The following is a 16,126-nucleotide window of genomic DNA, read 5'->3' as shown; positions in this document are numbered from 1 at the left end:
GCGCTCGGATCAAAATCCGATTAGTACAGCTTCGGCGGCAGCGTTTGGCTGCGCAGGCGCTTGTAGTGGCGCTTCACTGCAGCAGCGAGCTTGCGCTTGCGCTCAGCGGTCGGCTTTTCGTAGAACTCGCGCGAACGCAGTTCGGTCAGCAGGCCGGTCTTTTCAACTGCGCGCTTGAAGCGGCGCATCGCTACTTCAAACGGCTCGTTCTCTTTAACACGTACGGAAGGCATCGAGCGATATCCTGTTAATCTGTGTGGGACACTTGGATGAAAGTTTCGCATTATTCCAGATCGCAAGGCCGATGTCAAAACCGCCTGCTTTGCTGTGGCGAATCAAGCCGGTAGGATACGCCTATCCATTCAAGCAAGCACCTATCACCATGCTCGTCCTCGGGATCGAATCGTCGTGCGACGAAACCGGCATTGCCCTCTATGACACCAATAGCGGCCTGCTGGCGCACCGGCTGCACTCGCAGATTGCCATGCATACCGAGTACGGCGGCGTCGTGCCCGAGCTGGCGTCGCGCGACCATATCCGCCGCGTTCTGCCGCTGACCGAGGCCTGCCTGGCCGAAGCCGGCAAGACGATCGGCGACATCGACGCCATCGCCTACACCGAAGGCCCGGGGCTGGCCGGCGCACTGCTGGTCGGCGCGTCGGTCGCCAACGCCCTCGGCTTTGCGCTGCAGAAGCCGGTGATCGGCGTGCACCACCTCGAAGGTCACCTGCTCTCGCCACTGCTCGCCGATCCGGCGCCGCAGTTTCCGTTTGTTGCACTCCTCGTTTCGGGTGGCCACACGCAGTTGATGGCGGTACACGGCATCGGCCGTTACGAGCTGCTCGGCGAAACCGTCGACGACGCTGCTGGCGAAGCGTTCGACAAATCGGCCAAGCTACTCGGCCTCAGCTACCCCGGCGGCCCGCAGGTTTCCAAGCTGGCCGACACCGGCGATGCCAGCCGCTTCAAACTGCCGCGGCCGATGCTGCATTCGGGCGATCTGGATTTCAGTTTTTCCGGACTGAAAACCGCGGTACTGAATCTGGTGAAGAAGGAACAGGCGGCAGACGGCACGCTGGCCGAGACGACGCGTGCCGACGTCTGCGCCGCGTTCCAGGAAGCGATCGTCGAAGTCCTGACGAAGAAATGCCTCGCCGCACTGAAGCAGACCGGGATGAGCCGGCTGGTAATCGCCGGTGGTGTCGGCGCCAACCGTCAACTGCGCGCGGGCCTCGACGATGCCGCACAGCGGCGGCGCTTCGAGGTGTTCTACCCGCCGCTGGCGCTATGCACCGACAACGGCGCGATGATCGCCTTTGCCGGCGCCATGCGCCTCAAGCACGCCGCCGCCGACTACCAGTTCGGCGTCAAGCCGCGCTGGGACCTCGCCTGTTTGCCGGCGGCCTGAGCGGCCTGCGCACCTTGGTCGAATAGATCCCGCACCGCTCAGACGACGTCGAAACGGGCGTCGATCAGTTCACCCAGCACCAGACGCAGTTGCTCCCCTGCCTTGATCGGCCCCACGCCCTCGGGCGTGCCGGTATAGATCAGGTCACCGGCCTGCAGGGTGAATCGGCTCGAAATCCACGCAATCAGCGTTGCCACGTCGAACGCCATATCGCGCGTTTCGGCGTGCTGGCGACGCTCGCCGTCGATGTAGAAATCAAAACTGACTGCCGCGGGGTTCGGCAGCGCTTCGACCGGGACGAAGTCGCTCAACACCGCCGCACCGTCGAAGCCCTTGGCCAGCGTCCACGGCATGCCCGCTTTTTTCGCCTCGGCCTGGACATCACGCGCAGTCAGGTCCAGCCCCAAGGCGTAGCCGGCGACGTGGGCCAGTGCAGCCTCCACCGGGATATCCTTGCCCCCCTTGCAGATCAGCACGACGAGTTCGGCCTCGTGGTGCACGTCCTTCGACCATGACGGCAGCCTAATCGCTTCACCCGCGTGCAACAGCGCCGACGTTGGCTTCAGGAATACGACCGGTTCGGACAAGATCTGGCTGCCCATTTCCTTGGCATGCGCGACGTAGTTGCGCGCGACGCAGAAGATGTTGCCGACCCGATATGCTTGATCATTGACGGTGATTGTCGCCATGGCGTCCTCCTTACAGAAGGTCATGACGATACGCGAACACCGGACATGAAAAAAGCGGGCCGAAGCCCGCTTTTCGATCAGAAGCGAATCCCGATTACTTCGGGCCGGCTTCCTTGCGCAGTTCAGCGTTGTTCTTGGTTTCAGCAGCGCCCGAAGCAGCAGCCGAAGCCTTCTTCTTCTTCGACTTCTTCACGTGGCTGGTCGCCGGCGCCTTGCCAGCGTCAACGGCTTGCTCTTGACCAGCTTGGCCTTGGGCACCAGCGAAAGCACCAACCGAAGCGAAAGCGAACATTGCGGTAAGCAGGGTAGCGAGAGTCTTTTTCATAGTGTTCTCCAACGAGAGGGGGGTTCAAAGCAGCGATTTGGCCAAAAAGCACGCCAAATCGGTAGGTCGACTTAAACTGACGTAAAGTCCGTAGCGGCAAGGTTATGTCAGGCTTAGTCAAAAATAAAGTCGACTACCCATTGCTGTATCAATTTGAACCCATCCAAGTACAAGAACGTTTCGTGACAGCGTTTATGCCACCCACATTGCAATGGTCAAGCCGAGCACGAGCACCAGCCACAACAGGATCGAACGCCAGATCAAACCGACCGCGCTGGCGAGATAATCCGGGCTGACCGGATCGCCCAGACCCAGCTCCGGACGGAATTTGACCGTGTGATCCATATGCAATGCATCGCCCAGGCGAATGCCGATGGCCCCGGCACCGGACGCCAGCAAGATGCCCTGAGCCTGATCAATCCAGGCGCGCGCCTGCGAGCGCCAGCAATACACTGCGTCTTCGAAGTCCCCCATGACGGCGAAACCAGCGGCCGTCATGCGCACCGGCAAATAGTCCAGCCAGGCCAGCACCGTTTCCGCGCAACGACCAAACGGATCGTCCCGCCCGCCCCATTTGGACGCCAGCAGGCTGGCCGCCCGATACAGCAAGGCGCCTGCCGGGCCAACCAGCCAGCCCAGCACGGCAAACCAGAAGACCGGTGCAAAGACGTAACGATAGGAATCGATCAAGCCCTGTTCGATCGCCAGTCTTGAAATCTCGTCCGGCGTCATTTCCGACGTATGCTGACCGGTCCAGTCTGCCAGCATGGCCCGTGCCACCGGCAGGTCATCGGCCTGCAAGGCCTTGGAAACGGCGGTAAAAGCATGGCTGAACTGGCGAAACCCCATCGTCAGATACAGGATCAGCACCGTAAATATCAGGCCGAAAAACGGATTTGCGCGCGACAGCAAACAGTAACCGCCGACAACGAGGGCCAGCACCGGCAGCACGGCAAGGCCCCAGGCGTACACGCCGCTGCGGACCTCGCCTGCGTTCAGGCCGCGCTCAAGCCGGTTGGCGAAGCGGATGAAGGCCAGATAGAGCGGATTGCGGCTGCTGATCGGGCGAAGTTGCTCCAGCGCAAGGGCAAGAATCAAGGATAGAATGGTCATGGCTCTAGCTTAGGTCGTGACGGGCTGCAATACACCCGGCGCAAGATACCACAGGCCCAGCAGCTCCCCAAGGCAAGTGCCGGGCTTGAAATCTCCTCTGCCGACCCCCATGTCGACCTGCGCCCCACCCCCATTTGGAGAGAAAAGCATGGAACATAAACTGCCGGAACTGCCTTACGCCCAGGATGCACTCGCACCGTACATGTCGGCGGAAACGCTGTCGTATCACTACGGCAAGCACCATCAGACCTACATCACCAATCTGAACAACCTGATCAAGGGCACCGACAACGAGAGCAAGTCGCTCGAGGACATCGTGAAAACCGCCCCCGCAGGTGGCCTGTACAACAACGCGGCCCAGATCTGGAACCACACATTCTTCTGGTTTGGCTTCAAACCGAACGCTGCCGGCGAAGATCGCGCACCGGCTGGCGCGCTCGCCGATGCCATCAATGCCAAATGGGGTTCGTTCGACGAATTCAAGAAGGCCTTCAACACCTCGGCCGCCGGCAACTTCGGTTCGGGCTGGACCTGGCTGGTCAAGAAGACCGACGGCAGCCTCGACATCGTCAACACCGGCGCCGCTGGCACCCCGCTGACCACCGCCGACACCGCGCTGCTGACCTGTGACGTCTGGGAACACGCCTACTACATCGACTATCGCAACAGCCGCCCGAACTACCTCGAGGCGTTCTGGAAGCTGGTCGACTGGGACGTCGTCGCACAACGACTCGCAGCGTAAGTTTCAACACCGGAACTCCCCTTCAGCGCTCGGCTTCGCACCGACGCTTGAAAAAAAGGACGGCAATTGCCGTCCTTTTTTATTGCTCGGCGTGCAACACGCCACGTCAGACAAGCACCACTCAGCAGCCCATTCCTGCCCTTCATTCCCATCAGCTAGTGGTATTGCCGTATTTTGCAAATAATTGGCAACCGGCCGTCATAAACGACAATAAATCAGGTCATTACATTCATTGTAATTAATGCCAATGAGAAGCATTTGTTCATATATTTCAATGAGTTGACATCGATAAAACGTCGGTCATAATCGCCCGGCATTCCGATGGAATTCCCACTGGATGCAGGGCTGCCGGTAGTTTGTGGTAGCACCTTTCCCGCCATAACTGGTATCTAAAAACCAGCATTGGTGGATCGACGAATCGAAAATAGGATGGAGAGATTTCCGAATGTCGCATCACAATCGTTTTGCCCTGGCCGTGCTCCCGGCGGCGCTGTTTGCTGCGCACGCCTACGCCGCCTACCCGGCATGGCAAGAAGGCCAGACCTACACTGCCGGCACCTATGTGTCGTACAGCGGCAATGACTACCAGGCGTTGGTGACCCACACCGCCTATGTCGGCGCCAACTGGAACCCGGCTTCGAGCCCGACGCTGTGGAAAGTAGCCGGTGCCAGCACCGGTACGCCGACTCCGGCACCGACTCCGGCCCCCACACCGACGCCGACCGCAACGCCGACGCCGACTCCGACAGCCACCCCGACCCCGGCACCGACCCCGAGCGGTTGCGCTGCTTGGTCGAACAGTGCGGTCTACACCGCCGGCCAGTGCGTGAGCTACAACGGCGCGACCTACAAGGCCAAGTGGTGGACGCAGAACAACGTGCCGGGCGCAGACCAGTACGGCCCGTGGGAGCTGCAAGGTAGCGTCACTCCGACCCCGACCCCGACCCCGACTCCGACCCCGACTCCGACTCCGACTCCGACTCCGACTCCGACTCCGACTCCGACTCCGACTCCGACTCCGACCCCGACTCCGACCCCGACTCCGACTCCGACTCCGACCCCGACTCCGACTCCGACTCCGACTCCGACTCCGACCCCGACTCCGACCCCGACTCCGACTCCGACTCCGACTCCGACTCCGACTCCGACTCCGACCGGCACCCCGAGTGTTCAAGCTGGCTCGTACTTCGCGCAGTGGGGCATCTACGGTCGCAACTACCAGGTCGCCGACATCGGCAACAGCGGCGCAGCGGCCAAGCTCACCTTCATCAACTACGCGTTCGGTAACCTGTACCAGAAGAACGGCGGTTACGAGTGTGGCATCATCAACAAGCTCGAACCGGGCGCAACCAATCCGGACGCACCGGATGCCGGCACCGGCGGCGACGCTTGGGCCGACTACCAGAAGGGCTTCGCAGGCGATGCTTGGGGCTGGCCGGCATGGGATGATCCGCGTAACGGCGTCTCCGGTCCGCTCAAGGGCAACTTCAACCAGCTCAAGCAGCTGAAGGCCAAGTACCCGAACCTGAAGGTCTTCATCTCGCTCGGCGGTTGGACGTGGTCGAAGTGGTTCTCGGCAGCTGCCAGCACCGACACGCTGCGCAAGCAACTGGTCAGTTCTTGCATCGACGTTTACATCAAGGGCAACCTGCCGTTTGATGCCGGCTCGAACGCCGGTGGTCCGGGCGTCGCCGCAGGCGTGTTCGACGGCATCGACATCGACTGGGAATTCCCGGGCGTGATCGGCCAGCCGTACAACACCGTCAGCGCAGCCGACAAGCAGAACTTCACCTTGCTGCTCAAGGAGTTCCGCACCCAGCTCGACGCGATCGGCGCTGCCAACAACAAGCGCTACGCCCTCACTGTCGCCATCGGCGCCGGCAAGGACAAGATCGAGCAGACCGATCCGGCCGAGTACACCAAGTACCTCGACTGGGTAAACGTCATGAACTACGACTACAACGGCGGCTGGGCAGCGCAAGGCCCGACCGACTTCCAGGCGCATCTGTTCAAGGACGTCAACAACCCGAACTACATCGACCCGAAGACCGGTCAGCGTAGCCTGGTGTCGTACTACAACACCGACGAAGCAATCCAGCAGCTGATCGCCAAGGGCGCTCCGCGCAGCAAGCTGCTGGTCGGCGTGCCGTACTACGGCCGTGGCTGGACCGGCGTGAAGGCCGGCCCGAATGGTGATGGCCTGTACCAGACCGCCACCGGCGCCGCCAAGGGCACGTACGAAGCCGGCATCGAGGACTACAAGGTCCTGAAGAACGCCGCCGGCATGCTGCGTTACCACCCGGTGACCAAGCAGTCGTACAAGTACGACGGCACCACCTGGTGGAGCTACGACACCCCGACCGACATCCAGACCAAGGTTGACTACATCAAGTCCAACCAGCTGGGTGGCGCGTTCAGCTGGTCGCTCGATGGCGATACGCCGGATGCAGAACTGACCAAGGCCATGGCCAAGGTTCGCGAGTAAGTTTCATCGGTTCTCGCTCTAGAAACCCCCGGGAAACCGGGGGTTTTTTCTTGCCGCAGTGCAAGACACGAACCGACCTGAGGTCGGTTTTTCCAGCCATTCGGAATATGCTGCAAAGCCGCATACCGATTGGTTTGGCGCAATTGTCCAAGCAGGGCCAGAAAGGCTTGCCGGGCCGGACCCGAGCCGGTTAGGATGGCACGCAAGGAAGACAACTATTCACGCAAAACCGATAACGGCAGGGTGCCACTCCACTGCCCGCGTGAGTACCGACAATACCAATTAGAAAAGATCGAGACGCTCCATGACGCAGTACGGCCAAACATCCCGCCCATGGTCCCGCCAGACGCTTCAGCAAGGCTTCACCCTGCTCGAACTGCTGGTCGTCATCCTGATTATCGCCCTGCTGGCCGGCTACGTCGGCCCGAAGCTCTTCGGCAAGGTCGGCGAGGCCAAGGCCAAGACCGCGGCCGGACAGATGAAGTCGCTCTCGGACGCACTCAACAACTATCGTCTCGACATGGGTAACTACCCGACCTCCGAGCAAGGCCTGGCCGTCCTGAATGCCAAGCCCGCCGATGCCGGCAACCGCTGGCAGGGGCCGTACCTGATGAAGGACGTGCCGAATGACCCGTGGGATCGTCCTTACGTGTATCGCCGCCCCGGCGAGAACGGCAAGGATTTCGACCTGCTGACCCTTGGCGCCGATGGCAAGCCGGGTGGCAGCGGCGAAGACACCGACATCAGCTACTGATCGCCCCCGGTTACCGGTAGTTCAGCATGCGCTACAAGGTCAAGGCGCTGGCGGCCGGCCGCCTCACCGAACTCGAGCTCGACGCGGCAAACGAAGCCGAGCTGCGCAGTCGGCTGGCGGCACAAGGCGCCCAGCTTGTCAGTTTCCAGACGCAGCAGCGGCTGTCGTTCCGCAAGAGCGAGTTCGGCCTGTCGCTGTTCACGCAGGAGCTGATCGCGCTGCTCGAAGCCGGGCTGACGCTGGTCGAAGCCGTTGAAACGCTCAAGGAAAAAAGCGCGCAGGACGGGAGCCGCGTGGTGCTGACGCGGATGATCGAAGGCCTGTACCAGGGGCTGCCGTTCTCGAAAGTGCTGCTGCAGATGCCCGAGCACTTCCCGCCGCTCTATGTCGCCACCGTCGGCTCGGCCGAAAAAACCGGCCACCTCTCCGATGCGCTCAAGCGTTACCACCACTACGACACCCGGCTCGCCGGCGTGAAGAAAAAAGTCGTCGCCGCGCTGATCTACCCGATGGTGATCCTGACCATCGGCGGCAGCATCATGCTGTTCCTGCTGTTTTACGTGATTCCGAAGTTCAGCCAGATCTATGCCTCGATGCGCAACATCCCCTTCGCCGCGCAGATCATGCTGTGGTGGGGCGACCTCGTGCACCAGCATGGTCACTGGCTGTTTGCCGGCATCGCCGCGACCATCGCCGGCATCGTACTGCTGGTGCGCACGCCGCCGGTGCAATCGGCGCTGATGGAAATCGTCTGGCGTCTGCCGCGGCTTGACGACTATCGCCGGCTGTTTGCGCTGACACGCTTCTACCGCACCGTCGGCCTGCTGCTCGCCGGCGGGCTGTCGGTGGTCGCGGCGATGGAACTCGCCGCGCAGCTGCTGCCGACGCCGATGCGCCTCGCGCTCGGCCGTGCCATCGTCGACATCCGCGCCGGCCAGGGCCTGTCGGCGACGCTGCCGCGCTACCAGCTGACGACGCCGGTCTCCGAGCGGCTGCTGCGCGTCGGCGAACAAAGCGGCGAGCTGGCGACGATGTGCGAGCGCTCGGCGCAGTTCTGCGACGAAGAACTCGACCGTGGCATCGAAATGTTTACCAAGTTGTTCGAACCCATCCTGATGCTGTTCATCGGCGTGATGATCGGCACCATCGTCTTCCTGCTCTATATGCCGATCTTCGAACTTGCAGGGAGTGTGCATTGATGTCCGCGTTGACGCTCGACCTGATCCAGCACCTGCGCGCCAACCGCGGCGATACCCCGCTGCCGCTGCTGCTGCAGCAGACGCTTGGCGTGTCCGACGACGACTACCGTTTCGACGTCAGCACCTTCCTCGGTCTGCCGGCGCTGACGCTGTCCGACCTCGACGCACTGTTTCCGCGCTACGACCTGCTGCCCTACGCCGATGCGGTCGGCCATCAGTGCGTGCTGGTCGAAGACACCGACGGCAGCCTGTCGCTGGTCTACGGCAACCCGTTCGACGCGGCGACGCGCAACTGGGCGCTGCAGCGGCTATCGGTCGCCTTCCGCAACGCGCTCGGTCATTACGACGACGTCGCGCGCTATCTGGAAAAATACGAAACCAGCCACCGGGCGATGGACCAGCTCGCCGGCGGCGGCGACGGCGAAGCCAGCAACGACGGCGTGCCGGAAATTTCGCTGTCGACGATCGCCGCCGACAACAATCCGGTGGTCAAGTTGGTCAACTCGACCCTGTACGACGCGCTCAAATCCAAGGCGTCGGACATCCACCTCGAAAGCACGCCGGCCGGGTTGTCGATCAAGTACCGGATCGACGGCGTGCTGCTGCACATCGGCGGCGCCAACGGCATCGAAACCGCCGAGCAGACCGTGTCACGGATCAAGGTGCTCGCCGACCTCGACATTGCCGAACGACGGATTCCGCAAGACGGCCGCTTCAAGGTCATCATGAACGGCCGCGACATCGACTTCCGCGTCTCGATCATGCCGTCGATCTACGGCGAGGACGCGGTGCTGCGGGTGCTCGACAAACAGGGCGGCGGCGATTCGTTCAAGCAGTTGCGGCTCGACATCCTCGGCCATGAGGAAGTGACGATGGCGGCGATCCGCTCGCTCGCCAACGAACCCTACGGGCTGCTGCTGGTGACCGGGCCGACCGGCTCGGGCAAGTCGACGACGCTGTACGCGACGCTGTCCGAGATCAATACCGGTGAAGAAAAGATCATCACCATTGAAGACCCGGTCGAATACCAGCTGCCGGGCGTGCTGCAGATCCCGGTCAACGACAAGAAGGGCCTGTCGTTCGCCCGCGGTCTGCGCTCCATCCTGCGGCACGACCCGGACAAGATCCTCGTCGGCGAAATCCGCGACGGCGAAACCGCCAATATCGCCGTGCAGGCGGCGCTGACCGGCCACCTGGTGCTGACGTCGGTGCACGCCAACAATGCGTTCTCGGTACTCGACCGCTTCATGCACATGGGCGTCGAAGCCCACAGCTTCGTCGACGCGCTGATCGGCGTCGTCGCACAGCGGCTGATCCGCAAGATCTGCCCGCACTGCATTACCGACGACAATCCGGACGACGAATTGCTCGAGGATTCGGGACTGAACCGTGATCAGGTCGCCGCGTGGCGCTTCCGCAAGGGCACCGGCTGCAAGGCCTGCCGCAATACCGGTTACCTCGGCCGCAAGGCCATCGCCGAAGTACTGCGGCTCAACGACGACCTCAAGGTCGCCATCGTCAACCGTGCGCCACCGGGCGAAATGAAAACCCTCGCCAGCCAGACCGGCTTTGCGTCGATGCGGCAAATGGCCTTGCTGGCCGTGTCGCGCGGCGAAACCACCTTGCAGGAAATCAATCGTGTCACCTTTGTCGATTGACCATCACGGCTGGCTGCTGCGCGGCCAGATCCTGCTCGCGAGCCGGCCACGCTGGCCGCGCGGCCCGGTCGTGCGCCGCTCCGAAATCATCGACGGCACCGCCGACACCGCGGTGCTGCGACTGCAGCAACTGCTGGCCGACGCACCGTCCGGCCGGTTCGACACGCTGACGCTGCACCTCGGCGCCCCCTGGGTGCGCTACAGCGTGCTGCCCTGGCAGGACAACCTGAAACGCGACGCCGACTGGCAGGGCTATGCCCGCGTGTTGATGGCGTCGCAGTTCAACGTCGCGACCGACACCTGGCGCGTCGCGATCGAGGACGGCGGCTACGGTGCGCCCCGACTCGCCGCCGGCGTTGACCAGGGCCTGTACCAGACCCTGCTCGAACTGGCGCGCACGCGCCGCTGCAAACTGCAGGCGGTCGCCCCACTGCTGACCGACGTCACCAATCGCTACAGCGCCGGGCTCAAGTCGCGCGAGTTCGCGCTGATCCTCGCCGAGCACGAACACGTCAGTTGCCTGTTCCGCAAACAGCGGCACTGGCGTGGCGTCGTCACGCTGCCGATGCCGGCCGGCGGACTCAGCGGCGCGTCGTTGTCGTCGCTGATTCGCGATGCCGCGATGCTTGCCAGCGACTTCGTCCCGCGCAACCTGTACCTTGCCGCGGCACAAGAGCCCGTCATCGAACAACACGACGACAGCTTCGACGTCGAATGGCTCGGCGGTCTGCATCCGCTGCTCGACGCCGCAAGCGAATGGGCCCGGCCGGAGGTCAGCGCATGAAGCCGATCCAGCTCGATTTCCACCGCAAACCAACGGCAACGCCCTGGCTCGGTCTGGTCTTGATCGCGGCCGGCGTCGTCGTGCTGCTGTGGGTGCTGTCGCGCCAGGACGTCGCCGAGGAGCGCCGCAAGCTGATCGATACGCAGGAAGCCGAAGTGTTGTGGCGGATGAAAAAACAGGAAACCTCGAAGCTCGAAGCCCAGAAGGAAGCGCCGCTGAACGACAAGGTTGCGGCAATCGAACACGCGCAGGCGGCATCGCCCGAAGCCGGCCTGGCCGCGCTCGAGGCCGCGTGGCTGCCGACGATTGCCTACACCAAGATCGACGTCAGCACGACCGAGCGCAACCTCAAGCTCGAGCTCGAGGCCAAGACGCAGAAAGACCTGCTGGCGTGGATCGACGCGCTGGCGCGGCAACCCGATATCGCCCAGGTGATGCTGGCACGGCAATCGCTCAAGCCCGCCGATCCGTTCAAGCCGACCGGCGCCGCGGTTGAAGTGCGCTGGCGCGCGGCGGAGGCGCCATGAAGACGCAACAGATCGTCTGGCATCTGCGCCGCTGGCCGCGCTACGCCGGGACCCTCGGCTGGGTCGGACTGGCGCTGATCGCGACGGCCGTGCTGCTGTTGAAGCAGCAGGTCGAGCCGATCGAGCGCGACCTCGACAAACGTGAGCTTGCCGTCGCAGCCAAACGCAGCGAGATGCGTCAGGTCGCGCATGCCAGCGAGGTCGCCAGCGACGCCGCCTACGTCCGGTTGCGCCCGGACAGCAGCTTTACCACCTTCCTCGGCGAGCTGTCCGAGCTGGCCGCCAAGCATGGCATCGCCGTAGTCCAGAGCGACTACAAGAGCGTGACCGAAGGTGATGGCCACCTGATGCGCTTTGGCCTGCAGTTCCCGGCCGGCGGCAATTACCCGTCGCTGCGCGCCTTCATGCGCGCGCTGTCGGCTGTGCCGGGCGTGCGGATCGAATCGGTCAGCATGAGCCGCCAGCAGATCGGCGAGGAGACGCTGGCGATCCAGCTGCAGCTCTCCTACCTGACCGAAGTCGCCGATCCGCAGCCGCTTGCCAAGGGGGGACGCTGATGCTGTCGCGCCCGCTGAAAATCGTTCTCGCCGTCACGGTGTTGCTGACCGGCTACACGATCTGGAAGGACGGCGGCGATGCGCCGGCCGAAAACGACGTCGCCGCGCGCAAGCCGCGCAGCATGCCGGCCCGGGAAATTGCCTCCGAAGCCAGCAGCGTCGCTCGCGTACTCGTCGCCCGCGCCTCCGCCGCCTCCGAGGCCAGTGCAGTCAACCTGTTTCCAAAGCAGACGTGGGCCCCACCGCCACCGCCGCCCCCACCGCCGGCCAAACCGACCCCGACCCCGGTACCGGTCGCGCCGCCGCTGCCGTTCCAGGTCGTCTCGACCTGGCACGAACGCGGCACCGACTACGTCGTCCTGCAGGCCGGCAACGACCAGTACGTCGTCTGCAACCGCTGCGATGCGCTCGGCCGCATCCAGCAAGGCGAAACCTTGCTGGGCACCTGGCGCGTCGACAAGGTCGGCCGCGACGTCGTTGCCTTTACATTCATGCCATTGAATCAGCAGCAAATGCTGCCGATAGGAGGAACGCCGTGAAACGCGCGTTGACCGTCACCATTCTTGCCGTGCTGCTAGCCGGCTGTGCCGCCGACAGCGCACGCCAACAGGGCGAAGCGCTGATCCAGCAGGGTGATACGCAGGAAGGCCTGAAAGCGCTGCAAACTGCAACGAAGCAGTATCCGGACGACATCAAGCTGCGCACGGCCTACCGCCGCCAGCTCGACCGCATGCTGGATCAGTTGCTGCAGGAAGCCGAAACCGCGCGCAACCGCGGCGACTCGGTATCTGCGCTGGCGCGCTATCAGCAGATGCTGTCGTGGGATCCGGGCAATGTGCGTGCGCAGGAAGGCATGCGCCAGCTGGAGCGCTCGGTGCGCGTCGACTCGATGCTCAAGTTCGCCGGCGAAATCAAGGAGCAGCGTCCGGACGAGGCACTCGACATCCTCCGGCAGGTGCTGGCCGACAACCCGCGCAACCCGCAGGCGGTCAAGCTGCGCGACGAAATCGAGAACCGCAAGGCGCGCGAAACCAATCTGAAGCCAGCGCTGGCACAGGCGCTGAAGAGCCCGATTTCCTTGCAGTTCCGCGACCAGCCGATCATGAGCGTATTCGACATCGTCGCGCGCATCGGCAAGGTCAACTTCATTTTCGACCGCGACGTACCGACCACGCTGAAGACGACGATCTTCGCCCGCGACACCACGGTCGAGGACGTGATCAACCTGATCCTCACGACCAACCAGCTCGACAAGAAAATCCTCAACGACAACACGATCCTGATTTACCCGAAGCGGCCCGACAAGGACCGCGACTACAAGGATCTGGTGATGCGGACCTTCTACCTGAGCAACGCCGACCCCAAGCAGGTGTTGTCGATGCTCAAGCAGATGGTCAAGACACGCGACGTCTACATCGACGAGCGGCTGAACATGCTGGTGATGCGCGATACGCCCGAAGCCGTCGCCGTCGCCGAACGGCTGATCGCCGCGCAGGATCTGCCGCAGTCCGAAGTGGTGTTCGACGTCGAGGTCCTCGAGGTCAACAGCAGCGATACGCTCAATCTCGGCATCCGCTATCCCGACAGCGTCAGTGCTACCGTCGGCAGCTATGCCAAGGGTGCGGACGGTAGCCAGGGGGCGTTCAACCCGGGGCAGTTTACGCTGGACGCCTTGTCCAGCCTCAACAAGGGCAATGTGCTGGTCAACGTCGGCAATCCGACGATTACCGCCAATCTGTCACACGCCACCGGCGCAGGCACGGTGCTGGCCAATCCGAAGATCCGTGTCAAAAACCGCGACAAGGCCAAGATCCTCATCGGCGACCGGCTGCCGGTGGTCACGACGGTCAACTCGAACGGTGTGGTCAGCGAAACCATCAGCTATCAGGACGTCGGCCTGACGCTGAACGTCGAGCCGACCATCGGCACCGATGGCGACATCGGCGTCAAGGTCCAGCTCGAAGTCTCCAACGTCACCGACACGCTGACGACCAAGACCGGCCTGACCGCCTATACGATCGGTACCCGTCGCGCCGAGACCGTGATGAGCGGCCGCGACGGCGAGACGCAAATCCTCGCCGGCCTGCTGAACCGCAACAGCCAGAGCACCGGCAACGCGATTCCGGGCCTGGGCGAGTTGCCGATCCTCGACCGGATCTTCGGCAGCAAGTCGGATACGTCGAAGAAAACCGAGCTGGTGCTGTCGATCACGCCGCGCATCGTCCGCAATCTGCCGATTCCAAGCAGCTACGTGACCCAGTTCGACAGCGGCACCGACTCGTCGATCTCGACCGATCCGCTGCGCTTGCGCAATGCATCGACGGTGAACTACTCGACGCAGGGTGGCGCCGTCAGCGCGCCACCACCGGCGCCGATGCCGGTACCGGTCCCGCCTCCTGCTGCGCCCGCACCGGCCGCACCGGCCGCGCAGGCGCCAGCCGCATCGGCCGCGGCGACGACCCCGGTGCCGCGCAGCGGTCTGGGACGCCGCTGAGATCGCCATGCATCGCGCACGCGGTTTTACACTGATCGAGCTGATGGTGACGCTGACCATCCTCGCCGTCCTTGCGACCGTGGCGCTGCCGCTGTCGCAGGTCGCGGCGACGCGGAACCGCGAATCCGAGCTGCGCCAGGCGCTGTGGCAAATCCGCAGCGCGATCGACGCCTACAAGCAGGCTGTCGACGACGCTCGCGTCAGCAAATCGCTTGAAGACACCGGCTACCCGCCCGAGCTGGCCGTGCTTGCCGACGGCGTCAAGGATGCCAAGGACCCGACCGGCAAGAAAATCTACTTCCTGCGGCGCATTCCGCGCGACCCGTTCTGCGACTGCCCGAGCATGAGCAATGTGCAGACCTGGGGCATCCGCAGCTACGCCAGCCCGCCCGATTCTCCGCAAGAAGGCCGCGACGTCTACGATGTCTACACACGCTCCAACGGCGTCGGCCTCAACGGCACGCCGTACCGTGAATGGTGATCCCCAAGATGTCTTCCCTCCGCCGCCGTCGCGGCTTTACGCTGATCGAGCTGCTCGTCGTACTCGCCATCATGGCCAGCCTGCTGACGCTGGTCGTGCCGCGTTATTTCCAGCAAACCGACCGCGCCGCCGAAACCGTGCTCAAGCACAATCTCGTCGCCATGCGCGATGCGATCGACAAGTTCTACGCCGACACCGGTCGCTATCCGGCGACGCTGGACGAGCTGGTCCAGCGCCACTATCTGCGCGAAATGCCGCTCGACCCGGTTTCGAGCCGCCGCGATAGCTGGCAGACGATCACGCCGGAAGGCGGCGCCGGCGTCTACGACGTCAAGAGCGGCGCACAAGGTAATGACAGCGATGGCAAGCCCTACCGCGATCTCTAGCCGGCGCCAGCAAGGCTTCGGCTATATCTGGGTGTTGATGATGGTCATGGTCATGGGCATCTACCTCGGCCTGGTCGGCGATGTCTGGCAGAACCGGCTGCAGCGCGAACGCGAGCAGGAGCTGCTGCGCGTTGGCGACGAAATCCGGCTGGCGATCAAGGGCTATACCGCGATCCAGGGCGCCGAAGGCACGCAATACCCCAAACGCTTGCAGGATCTGGTTCAGGATCCGCGCGCGCCGTTTCCGCGGCGCTTCCTGCGCCGTGCCTACAAGGATCCGATGACCGGCGAAGACTGGGCCTATATCGGAGCACCGGGCGGTGGCTTCATGGGCGTCTACAGCAAATCGGCCAAGATCCCGCTGAAGCAGGCCAATTTCCCGCCGCAGTTTGGCGGCTTCGCCGACAAGAAAAGCTTCGCCGAATGGCAATTTGCCTGGTGGCCCAACAGCGGTGGCGGCCGGACGCGCTGACCGGTGCGCAATCGCCTTGTTCGGGGCCGCTGCGCCCGTTAAGCTAAATACG

At 63.3% G+C, this 16,126-nt stretch carries 18 protein-coding genes; 14 read left to right on the top strand and 4 right to left on the bottom strand.

The features are described from left to right. Nucleotides 1–20: 20 nt before the first annotated feature. Entirely contained in the window at nucleotides 21–233 is a 213-nt protein-coding gene (gene rpsU / locus R0382_RS10225) for a 30S ribosomal protein S21 (RefSeq protein ID WP_070528210.1), read from the bottom strand. Between the two features lie 149 nt (nucleotides 234–382). On the opposite strand from rpsU, the gene tsaD reads away from it, so the two are divergent. Then, nucleotides 383–1,408 (top strand): tRNA (adenosine(37)-N6)-threonylcarbamoyltransferase complex transferase subunit TsaD, encoded by a 1,026-nt coding sequence (gene tsaD, locus R0382_RS10220; protein ID WP_432719490.1) that lies wholly within the window; start codon nucleotides 383–385, stop codon nucleotides 1,406–1,408. Nucleotides 1,409–1,446: 38 nt separating this feature from the next. Here the strand turns inward: tsaD and R0382_RS10215 are convergent, their stop codons facing one another. From R0382_RS10215 to R0382_RS10205, 3 genes are all read right to left on the bottom strand, one after another. Beyond that, nucleotides 1,447–2,097: a fumarylacetoacetate hydrolase family protein gene (locus tag R0382_RS10215; protein ID WP_432719489.1), complete on the bottom strand. Its 651-nt coding sequence runs from the start codon at nucleotides 2,095–2,097 to the stop codon at nucleotides 1,447–1,449. Between the two features lie 94 nt (nucleotides 2,098–2,191). Next, on the bottom strand, nucleotides 2,192–2,422 hold the full coding sequence (locus tag R0382_RS10210) for a hypothetical protein (protein ID WP_432719488.1): 231 nt from the start codon (nucleotides 2,420–2,422) through the stop codon (nucleotides 2,192–2,194). Nucleotides 2,423–2,614: 192 nt separating this feature from the next. After that, nucleotides 2,615–3,535 carry a CobD/CbiB family protein gene (locus R0382_RS10205; RefSeq protein ID WP_432719487.1) on the bottom strand — a complete coding sequence of 307 codons (921 nt, stop codon included), beginning with the start codon at nucleotides 3,533–3,535 and terminating at the stop codon, nucleotides 2,615–2,617. Between the two features lie 148 nt (nucleotides 3,536–3,683). On the opposite strand from R0382_RS10205, the gene R0382_RS10200 reads away from it, so the two are divergent. The 13 genes from R0382_RS10200 (at nucleotide 3,684) to R0382_RS10140 (ending at nucleotide 16,074) form a co-directional block, all read left to right on the top strand. Further along, nucleotides 3,684–4,277, top strand: coding sequence for a superoxide dismutase (locus R0382_RS10200; RefSeq protein ID WP_432719486.1), 594 nt, complete (start codon nucleotides 3,684–3,686; stop codon nucleotides 4,275–4,277). 445 nt (nucleotides 4,278–4,722) lie between these two features. Then, nucleotides 4,723–6,762 carry a glycosyl hydrolase family 18 protein gene (locus R0382_RS10195; RefSeq protein WP_432719484.1) on the top strand — a complete coding sequence of 680 codons (2,040 nt, stop codon included), beginning with the start codon at nucleotides 4,723–4,725 and terminating at the stop codon, nucleotides 6,760–6,762. A gap of 304 nt (nucleotides 6,763–7,066) precedes the next feature. Continuing rightward, nucleotides 7,067–7,516 (top strand): type II secretion system major pseudopilin GspG, encoded by a 450-nt coding sequence (gene gspG, locus R0382_RS10190; RefSeq protein ID WP_432719483.1) that lies wholly within the window; start codon nucleotides 7,067–7,069, stop codon nucleotides 7,514–7,516. Nucleotides 7,517–7,542: 26 nt separating this feature from the next. Further along, nucleotides 7,543–8,715: a type II secretion system F family protein gene (locus R0382_RS10185; protein ID WP_432719482.1), complete on the top strand. Its 1,173-nt coding sequence runs from the start codon at nucleotides 7,543–7,545 to the stop codon at nucleotides 8,713–8,715. Continuing rightward, on the top strand, nucleotides 8,715–10,373 hold the full coding sequence (locus R0382_RS10180) for a GspE/PulE family protein (protein ID WP_432719480.1): 1,659 nt from the start codon (nucleotides 8,715–8,717) through the stop codon (nucleotides 10,371–10,373). Before R0382_RS10185 ends, R0382_RS10180 begins: the two co-directional genes overlap by 1 nt. Beyond that, the gene (locus R0382_RS10175) at nucleotides 10,354–11,157 is read left to right on the top strand and encodes a hypothetical protein (protein ID WP_432719479.1); all 804 of its coding nucleotides are present in this window, start codon (nucleotides 10,354–10,356) and stop codon (nucleotides 11,155–11,157) included. The genes R0382_RS10180 and R0382_RS10175 overlap by 20 nt, the downstream gene beginning before the upstream one ends. Continuing rightward, the gene (locus tag R0382_RS10170; RefSeq protein ID WP_432719477.1) at nucleotides 11,154–11,684 is read left to right on the top strand and encodes a hypothetical protein; all 531 of its coding nucleotides are present in this window, start codon (nucleotides 11,154–11,156) and stop codon (nucleotides 11,682–11,684) included. Before R0382_RS10175 ends, R0382_RS10170 begins: the two co-directional genes overlap by 4 nt. Further along, nucleotides 11,681–12,241: a hypothetical protein gene (locus R0382_RS10165; protein WP_432719476.1), complete on the top strand. Its 561-nt coding sequence runs from the start codon at nucleotides 11,681–11,683 to the stop codon at nucleotides 12,239–12,241. Before R0382_RS10170 ends, R0382_RS10165 begins: the two co-directional genes overlap by 4 nt. Beyond that, entirely contained in the window at nucleotides 12,241–12,780 is a 540-nt protein-coding gene (locus tag R0382_RS10160) for a hypothetical protein (protein WP_432719475.1), read from the top strand. The genes R0382_RS10165 and R0382_RS10160 overlap by 1 nt, the downstream gene beginning before the upstream one ends. Then, the gene (locus R0382_RS10155) at nucleotides 12,777–14,735 is read left to right on the top strand and encodes a secretin N-terminal domain-containing protein (protein ID WP_432719474.1); all 1,959 of its coding nucleotides are present in this window, start codon (nucleotides 12,777–12,779) and stop codon (nucleotides 14,733–14,735) included. Before R0382_RS10160 ends, R0382_RS10155 begins: the two co-directional genes overlap by 4 nt. Nucleotides 14,736–14,742: 7 nt before the next feature. Next, nucleotides 14,743–15,216: a type II secretion system protein gene (locus tag R0382_RS10150; RefSeq protein ID WP_432719473.1), complete on the top strand. Its 474-nt coding sequence runs from the start codon at nucleotides 14,743–14,745 to the stop codon at nucleotides 15,214–15,216. A gap of 8 nt (nucleotides 15,217–15,224) precedes the next feature. Continuing rightward, nucleotides 15,225–15,602, top strand: coding sequence for a type II secretion system protein (locus tag R0382_RS10145; protein ID WP_432719471.1), 378 nt, complete (start codon nucleotides 15,225–15,227; stop codon nucleotides 15,600–15,602). Then, nucleotides 15,577–16,074 carry a type II secretion system protein gene (locus tag R0382_RS10140; protein WP_432719469.1) on the top strand — a complete coding sequence of 166 codons (498 nt, stop codon included), beginning with the start codon at nucleotides 15,577–15,579 and terminating at the stop codon, nucleotides 16,072–16,074. Before R0382_RS10145 ends, R0382_RS10140 begins: the two co-directional genes overlap by 26 nt. Nucleotides 16,075–16,126: the final 52 nt, after the last annotated feature.

The sequence above is a fragment of the Jeongeupia wiesaeckerbachi genome (assembly GCF_050916355.1).
GTDB classification, from domain to species: domain Bacteria; phylum Pseudomonadota; class Gammaproteobacteria; order Burkholderiales; family Chitinibacteraceae; genus Jeongeupia; species Jeongeupia wiesaeckerbachi.
The sequence above is the reverse complement of the archived record's forward strand: the minus strand, read 5'-3'. Positions and strand labels throughout refer to the sequence as shown.